The following is an 8,871-nucleotide window of genomic DNA, read 5'->3' as shown; positions in this document are numbered from 1 at the left end:
TTGTCAGACTACTTCGGTAGCAAATCCCGATGAAGCGTCAAGAATCACCGCTCCTTTAGGACGGTGAGCATTTCAATTCAGGCACGGTTTTCAATTCTCCTGATTGCCAGATTGATTGTGGTAAAGTAGGGTGTTCTTCGGCGCACCTTACCGCAATTTCCCAGCCAAGTAAGTTACCCTAATTATTCGTGGTGAGTGCATGGCATTACCCGCAATTCACTCCTGGGTGCAGAACCTCTATATTTAGGGTGTACGACCCAAGAATACCTGACTGATAAAGTAGAACGTCAAACCACTTTTTGCCTCCCTGACTGAGTTACTAAATGTTGTTAATTCCATCGCTACTAAAACCGCGATCGCCCGTATTAAATAATCCCAAAAATCCTCGCCCAAATCTAAAATTCCGAATAACTCAGCAGCCGCACTATTTTTTCATCATCGTTCAATTCGCCGACAATGCGTCGCACGGGTTTCGGCCAGATTTTAATCAAAGTAGGAGTTGCTGAAATCTGATCTGCCTCAGCTTGTTCTGGATGTTTCAAAACATCAATTACTTTTAAAGTGTAGGGACGATCGAGGCATTGCTCTAAAAACTGGTGTAAAGTTTCGAGGGTGCGTTCGGTGCTGGGGTTGCTGCCGGAAACAAACAGACGCAAAACGTACCCTTGAGTTTGTGGCGGTGGGGTAAGTGCTGTTGGTTTCAGAAGCGGAGTCTGCTGCGATTGCGGAAAGCACAAGGGAGTTACTATCGAACTGCTCCAGTCCGATCGAGCTTCGGGGCTGGCATACTGTACAATTAAGTCGTGATTTTCCCAAAGTTCGGGGAATTGTTGGTGATAAGTAGCAATCGCCATCGGTTCGCACATTTCTTCGCTCCGGGGATGCCATACTAAATCGCCAGTCCCAAAAATGGCGTTCAGCAGCGTTTGATGTCGCAGCACGGGGGGGTAAGCCTCGGCAGCAACCCGCACCTGCCGATCGCCTGGATCGAGCCAGCAGTCAACGGTTGCCGTGTAGCAAGGTATCAGAAAATGCGGCGGTTCCGACAAACCGAGGATCTCCTGTAGAGCTACGCACAACTGTAAATGCCACCGAGTTTGCTTGCGGGGGTCTATGCAATAGATTAAGTCTCCCCCTGGTGTAAACAGCGCAATGCCTTTGAAAATTTCTGGCAAAATAGGGCGATCGACTTTCAATTCAGTACACCAATAAAAGTTAAAAGTTAACACTTAACTGTTAACTTTTAACTGTTAACACTCGACCTTTACACTCGACCTCGGAGCATCTGAGCCATTTCGTTCGGGTACGGCGAGTTCTCTACACAAAGTTCTTCCGTAATCCGACCTTCTTGATAAAGGCCATAGAGCGACTTATTCATCGTCGTCATGCCTTCATAAGTATCTTTGATCATAATTTGATTAATTTCCTCATTCTGGCCCTTCAGAATGTATTCCTTAACCACGTCGGTATTGATCAAAACGTCGTGGAAAGCAGCCCGCTTCCCGTCTGTGGTTTTGCACAGCAGTTGAGCAATAATTGCCACTAGGGATTCGGAAAGTGAAACCCGTATGGCCTCCTGTTCTTCGGGCCCGAACATATCCAGAATCCGGTTCAGAGTTTTAATCGCACTGTTGGTGTGCAGGGTTCCTGCAACTAAGTGACCGGTCTGAGAGGCTTTGAGGGCGATTTCCACCGTCTCTCTGTCCCGAATTTCTCCTACTAGCATCATGTCCGGGTCTTGCCGCAGAGCGCCTTTGAGAGCATTCATAAACTTCAGGGTGTGCCTGCCGACTTCCCGGTGCTTGATCAAGGATTTTTTGCTTTCGTGTACGAATTCTACCGGGTCTTCGATCGTGATGATATTGTAGGCTTTATTCTTATTGATGTAGTCGATCATCGCAGCCAAGGTGGTAGACTTACCCGAACCTGTCGGGCCCGTCACCAAAATCAGCCCTTTGTGGTAGCCGGATATTTTCTTAAAGACCTCCGGCAGCTTCAATTCCTCCAGTGTCATTATTTTGGCAGGAATTAGCCGCAGCACCATCGCCGGCCCGGCTAAGGAGTCCATGCAACTGATCCGAATCCGCACGAACCCGAAGTCGAAAGCGCCGTCAAAGTCTAGGGTTTTTTGGAAAATTTCAATTTCTTCATCGCTCATGCACTCCCGCAACCAGCCAAAAAACGTATCTAAATCGGTCGGTGGGTAGCCGATGTCGGCAATTTCGCCCCGCGTGCGGAAGCGGGGCACTTCGTTTACGCCGAGGTGAAGGTCGGATACTCCTTCGTCTTTGGCTCGGAGGACTAGCTCTTTCAAAGTCGGAGGGCCGCCGTTGCTAGAGATCGGGTTTTTAGGTGTGGCGAAGAATTGCGGCGGCGGTGCTGGTGCTGGTGCTGGTGCTGGTGCTGGTGCTGGTGCTGGCGGCGGTGCTGGCGGCATTCCTGCTGCTCTGGGGGGCATCCCTGGAGCTGGAGGGCGGGGTATTCCTGGCAGTGGGGGAGCTCCGGGTACGGGCGGGCGAGGAGCTGGCGGATGCTGTTGTGTCATATGCGCTACCTTAAATTGGTGAGAAGGCTGACTCGAACAGATGATTTGTGGAAGTTGGACAATGCCGATCGCCATTGTGCGGGGCTTGCACAAAAGCTTAACTGTTGTACTCAGTCTATCCTAAGAGAGAGTCATAATGCTGCACTACTAAGGAAATATTCTGCCAATTGGAGGATGCCAGCACTCTCGATCTACGCGCGAATATGGATTCTCCACATTTTTGGATAATTTTTTTTAAGGAAAAGAGTTTTCCGCAACCAAGCAGTATAAATTGATACTTTAGCCAAATATTAAGGACTTAAACCGATGAATTCTGTCGATCGGGCTTTTACTCCAGCTTTGGAGTTGGCGGAGTCGATCCGCACCCTGGAAGTGTCGCCTTTAGAAATTGTAAATCTCTACTTGGAACGGATCGATCGATTAAACCCTGACCTGGGGAGTTATTTTACTGTAACGGCCGAGCGGGCGATCGCCCTGGCTAAATCTCAAACCGAAAAACTAGCTGGGTTAAACAAGCCACAGGAATTGCCACCTTTTTTCGGAGTGCCGATCGCCATTAAAGACTTGACACCAGTTACCGGCGTTCCGTGTACATACGGCACTCAGGCTTTGCTGGGTAACATCTCTGCCTACGACGAGTCAGTAGTATGGCGGATCAAAGCAGCGGGATTTAACATTCTAGGCAAAACAGCCACCTCTCAAATTGGCTCATTACCTTACACCGAACCAGAAGGTTTCCCGCCCGCGCGCAATCCCTGGAATTTAGACTATACGCCCGGAGGTTCCAGCGGCGGCTCAGCGGCGGCTGTAGCAGCGGGTTTGTGTGCGATCGCCCAAGGTTCAGACGGCGGCGGTTCGATTCGAGGCCCAGCTTCCTGCTGCGGTTTAGTGGGCATTAAACCGTCGCGGGGGCGAGTTTCCTGGGCACCTGTCGGAGATTACCTCAGCGGCATTTCTACAAACGGCCCACTGGCGCGCACTGTAGCTGACGCGGCCGCACTTTTGGACGTGATGTCAGGCTACACAACAGGCGATCCGTACTGGCTACCAGATTCAAATCAGACGTTTTTAGAGGCTTCCCGTGAAAAGTTGGGCAAACTGCGAATTGCGTTTTCTACGACTATTTCCCCTGTGGGCGAGGCTGCAGCTATCTGTCAGCAAGCGGTACTCGAAACCGTCAAGTTACTGACAGATTTGGGTCACGATGTCGAACCTGGATGCCCAGATTTTACAGGTTTAATCGAACCGTTTACCGCAATTTGGCAGTCTGGGGCCGCTGCAAGTGGTATTCCAGGCCCTGCTTTGGAACCCATGAATCGCTGGCTGTTAGAAAGAACTATTTCCGCTGGGGAATATTTGCGGGCGGTGAATCAAATGCAGGTTATTTCACGGCGGATTGTGGGATTCTTTGAAAAATTTGATGTGTTAGTTTTGCCGACTTATATGCACTCCACAATCCGGGTTGGCGAGTGGGCTGATTTGAGTTTTGAAGAAACTTTGCAGCGCATCATTAATTGGATTGCTCCTTGTCCGCCATTTAATGCTAGCGGTTTGCCTGCGATCGCACTTCCTGCTATTTTAGATAACAACGGTTTGCCCGTGGGCATTCAAATTATCGGGCGGCCGGCGGCGGAAGCAACTTTAATTGCTTTAGCGGCGCAGATGGAAGCGGCAAAACCTTTCCCCGTTTTAGATTTTAAATAGGGAAGAGCAAGGGATAAAAGCACGTTTCCCTTTTTTAGGGATATGCCAAATCAGGATTTGTGCGCGGGTAACTAGAAATCCGGTTTGAGGCAGAAAATTATAGTAAGCCAACCCATATTTTACCAATAAACCCAGTTGCTCCCGCCCACTCCTACTTATTACCAATTACGCTGTAATTTATTGATAATACCTCTTTAGATTGATAGACATTTTGATTATTTCCTTTTAAATATGGTAGCAGTTCGCTGCCAATATTTAGGGTGAAATTCATGTTAACTTCCGGCCCGATTACCGCTCCCGTTCCCGTTTTTCTAGTTCTTTTAGCAATCATGCTACTCGCGCCGCTGTTATTTGAGCGCTTGCGACTGCCGGGAATAGTCGGTTTAATTATTGCTGGCGTAATTGTTGGGCCCAACGGTCTCAATTTGTTGCAACGGGACGCTACTATTGTTTTGTTAGGTACTGTAGGATTGCTGTTTTTGATGTTCCTAGCGGGACTGGAAACTAGCCTCGATGACCTCAAACTCAATGCAGACAAAGCTGTCATATTTGGGTTGGCCACTTTTTCGCTACCGATGATATTGGGGACAGGAGCGATGCTGCTGTTAGGATATAGCTGGCTGGCTGCAATTTTAGTCGCTTCTTGTTTTGCTACGCATACACTTTTAGCGCTGCCAATTCTCACCAAATTGGGATTGATGCGAACTCAGACTATTACTACGACTTTGGGGGGAACTTTAATTACGAATGTGTTGGGACTGTTGGTGCTGGCAATTGTTGTCAAAGCTTTTAAAGGAAATCTCACTCTCGATTTTTGGCTGTTTCTAATTCCCTCTCTTGCTATCTACACTTTTGCTACTTTGTGGGGAGTTCCCAAAATCGGTCGCTGGTTTTTTAAGAAATTCGGACACGACGAAAATGCCGAATTTATATTTGTATTGGCGACCCTATTTCTAGTTTCTTACGCAGCAGAACTAATTGAAATTGAGGCAATTATTGGTGCATTTTTATCGGGAATTGCCATTACTCAAATTATTCCCAAAATGAGTCCCCTGATGAATCGAATTGAGTTTATTGGCAATACGCTGTTTGTCCCGTTTTTTCTGATTTCTGTGGGGATGTTAATTGACCCGCTAATTTTGGTAAAGCAGCCGCAGTCTTTGTTGGTGGCGGCGGTGATGATTTTAGCAGAGGTGGTGAGCAAGTTTTTGGCAGCTTGGATACCGGGGAAATTATTTCGTTTTGAGTTTCCCAACATTATGGTAATGTTCGGTCTTTCTGTTGCTCAAGCTGCTTCTACTTTGGCTGCGATTACGGTTGCTTTCGAGATAAAATTGGTCGATCGCGTAACGGTGAACGGCATCATTGCCATGATTTTAGTAACTTGTGTCGCTTCTCCTTGGATTGTATCTCGTTGGGGTCAAGAAATGCAGCCGCCGGGGTCGAGTTTGCCGGCTGCTACTTCGGGAAAGCATTCATGGGGAGAGCGAGTTTTAGTGCCTGTTGCTAATCCGAATACGGAAGATAATTTGCTACGTTTGGCTTTGATTTTAGCAAAAACATCTCAGGGAACTTTGCTGCCACTGCATATTTTGTCCGATCGCGGGGAAGCAATTTCACCTGCAGATAAAATGCAGCAAACTCAACTTTTGACGGCTGCGGAAACTGTGGCCCATGCTGCTGCTTGTGCGGTTGAACCGATCGCGAGGATAGATGATGCGATCGATCGCGGAATCCTACGGAGTGCAACCGAACGCGAGGCTAGTTTAATAGTTTGCGGTTGGAAGGGATTTTCCACGACGCGCGACAATTTTTTTGGCAGCATCATTGACACAGTGATCAGGCGATCGCCCGTACCCGTACTGATTGCTCGATTTCCCGATCCTCTCCAGAATACAGCCAGAGTTATTTTGGCGGTAACTGACAGTGAGTTGACTCGGTTTGGATTTCAGGAAACCGTGGATATTGCTAAGAGTTTGGCCGACGAACTCAAGGCGACTTTGCAAGTGTTGTTGGTGGCGACACAACGGGAGAAAAGCAACAAAAGTGCGGCGGAGGTGGAAATTCTTTCTGAGATACCAGTAAATCGGGTGCGGGGAAATTTTATCAAGCTAGTTTCGCAGAATTTGTTAGAACACGATTTGCTGATTTTAACAACCATTTCTCAGCAACAGAATTTGTGGGACAAACCGGGAACTCTCAAAGAACCGGAAGCGCTCGCCCGGACTCACCAAAATATTTCGATGCTTGTTGTTTATTTTCCTGTATCTTGAGGAATATTTTAACCGCAGATTACGTTATGAATCTGCATTCATCTGCGGTTAAAATTTTAGGATTAAAGCCAAGTGGCAAATTAAACAAAGGTATGTAGTTGCGCTTTTGCGCTCTTTCTTAGCTTAGGTAAGAGCGCTAAAGCGCAACTACATACCTAAAATGTAAGCCCTATTTGTGACAATTGTGTAAGTCTTATATTTAATCCTAATCTAACGGAATTGCTAGCAAAATTTCCGCACCTTTGTGCGGTTCGGGAATACACTAGAGCGCTCTTTTCACTCGCACAGTTTGTATTTTTGGGGCTGCCGATTAAAAAAATCTTCAACTCATCATCATTAGCACCCGCACAAGAAGTGCACTTAAGTACGGAATGTGCGATCGGCAAGTAAATATGCGTAGAGGCTTTGCCGATCGCACTCCGATGGAGGCAATTTCTCGGCATCTAGAACAATATCTCGGTATCTGGGAGAATTTTGAGAATATGGTGATCTATCCTCTCTAGTTCAATAAGGTAAAAATGAGCATCAGACCAAATTTCAGATGGTTTTCTTCAGTGGCGAGTGTTTTGGGTTCGATTTCGATCGGCCCTTTGAGCGGCGCGACATCCTCTGTAAAAGCTGCAGAAACGGTTGTTGTCCGCAAAGGTATTTTAGAATCGTCAATATCGGTTGCGGATTTGCGCGAACTCGCAGAAACAGGAAAAGTCCCCGCCAAACTGCAAGCTTATGCCAATCTCCTGTCTGAGGAACAGCGGGGTAAAATTTTTCGGGCGCTGCAAGCGAAAATTCCCCTAAATGTAGTCGGCCTGAGCAACTTGCTAAATACGGGCATCGGCACTGCCATCCTGACGGATTTGACTACAGTGATACCCAGGCGCGACGGTGGGGGTGTGGAAGCGCTGCGAGCCGCTCTGGTGCAGGGAGCAAACGCGCCGGAAGGCTTATCGGTATTGAGTTTTATTGAATCTTATCCGAGTTCGCGGGTCGTGGTGGATCTCGATCGAGCTTTCACAGTTTTGGGAAATATGAACGCAAGTTTTTGGCAAACTCAGCGCTTTATGGCGGCAATAGCACCTCAGTTAGCAGCGGTTAAACCCGCGTTTAAGCTGCCTTTCGATCCAACCCAGTCCGGCCCTAATTTCGTGCAGGTACGGGCGCTAGATTTGAACGATAGCGCCCGCAATCGACCTATTCCAGTTGATGTGTATTGGTCGGAAGCTGCGACAGCCGACAAACCGACGATCGTCTTTTCTCACGGGTTGGGTTCCGTCCGCACGGATTTGCGCTACTTAGCCGAGCATTTGGCGTCTCACGGCTATGTGGTAGCAGCTTTAGAACATCCGGGAAGCAATGAAACGAATACCAATGCTGCGATCGCGGGTAAGTGTCCCTTGCTAGCTCCTCAAGAGTTTTTAGATCGTCCCAAAGACATCAGTTTTGTACTCGACGAACTGACAAAATTGAACGAAACTGATGATAATTTGCAGGGGAAAATGGCGATCGACCGATCGGTAATAATTGGCTATTCTTTCGGCGGCGCTACAGCCTTGTCCTTGGCGGGTGCCGAACTGCAATTGAGCGGACTCAAACAGCGGTGTCAGGGGGATTTGATTGGGTTCAGCTTAGGCGAAGGCATTCAGTGCGCGGCGGCCGGATTGCCCGAAGAACGGTATCAATTGCGGGATGCGAGGATTAAAAGGGCGATCGCCATGAATCCCATAACATCATTACTCTTTGGAGAAACGGGTTTGAGTTCAATTCAAATTCCCACATTAATAGTAGCATCTTCTGCGGACAAAACCACTCCCGCCTTAGCAGAACAAATTGCCGGATTTCCAAAGATTCCATCTCCCAAATGGCTAGTCGGTTTTGTAGGAGGAACCCACTTAAGCGTCAAAGATCCGAGTACAACTTTAAACCAAGTTCACAGACCTAGCACAGTAATTACCGGCGATGAAGTTGTTGGCGACCAAGCTGCTAGCATACGCAATTATATTAAAGCTGTAAGTTTGGCTACTGTCGCTCAACTAACTGCAGAAGCTGACAAATATGCAGTTTTTCTAACACCAGAATACGCGCAATTTGCTTCCACATCGACAATCCCGGTGCGGCTAGTAACAGAAATTTCCCCGGAAATTAATACAGTCGTGCAAACTTTTATTCAAGGGAATAAGTAGTGATTAGTCATTAATCATTAGTGATTAGTCATCAGCTAATAACTAATGATTAAGACTTGTAGTCATATCAAACAAGGTGATCGAAATTATACTTAAGGACTGAAAAATAAATAACTTGATGGATTGTCGGGTATAATCAAAAACAGCGCCCTGATTGCTATTTTCTCTAAAA

5 protein-coding genes are annotated in these 8,871 nt (G+C 47.4%); 3 read left to right on the top strand and 2 right to left on the bottom strand.

Annotation, left to right across the window (positions count from 1 at the left end):
- Positions 1-395: 395 nt before the first annotated feature.
- Positions 396-1,196, bottom strand: a complete 801-nt coding sequence (locus QUA74_RS28770) for a circadian clock KaiB family protein (RefSeq protein ID WP_333335999.1) — start codon at positions 1,194-1,196, stop codon at positions 396-398.
- Positions 1,197-1,264: 68 nt separating this feature from the next.
- Positions 1,265-2,545 (bottom strand): type IV pilus twitching motility protein PilT, encoded by a 1,281-nt coding sequence (locus QUA74_RS28765; protein ID WP_333335996.1) that lies wholly within the window; start codon positions 2,543-2,545, stop codon positions 1,265-1,267.
- Positions 2,546-2,851: 306 nt separating this feature from the next.
- Here QUA74_RS28765 and QUA74_RS28760 point away from each other — a divergent pair, with 306 nt between their 5' ends.
- The 3 genes from QUA74_RS28760 to QUA74_RS28750 all read left to right on the top strand — a co-directional run bounded on the left by QUA74_RS28760 (position 2,852) and on the right by QUA74_RS28750 (position 8,699).
- A complete protein-coding gene (locus QUA74_RS28760; RefSeq protein WP_333335994.1) occupies positions 2,852-4,249 on the top strand; it encodes an amidase in 1,398 nt (465 codons plus the stop codon).
- 269 nt (positions 4,250-4,518) lie between these two features.
- Positions 4,519-6,522, top strand: coding sequence for a cation:proton antiporter domain-containing protein (locus QUA74_RS28755; protein WP_333335991.1), 2,004 nt, complete (start codon positions 4,519-4,521; stop codon positions 6,520-6,522).
- 518 nt (positions 6,523-7,040) lie between these two features.
- Positions 7,041-8,699 (top strand): alpha/beta hydrolase, encoded by a 1,659-nt coding sequence (locus QUA74_RS28750; protein WP_333335988.1) that lies wholly within the window; start codon positions 7,041-7,043, stop codon positions 8,697-8,699.
- Positions 8,700-8,871: the final 172 nt, after the last annotated feature.

Source organism: Microcoleus sp. LAD1_D3 (assembly GCF_036702135.1).
In the GTDB taxonomy this organism is placed as follows: domain Bacteria; phylum Cyanobacteriota; class Cyanobacteriia; order Cyanobacteriales; family Microcoleaceae; genus Microcoleus.
The sequence above is the reverse complement of the archived record's forward strand: the minus strand, read 5'-3'. Positions and strand labels throughout refer to the sequence as shown.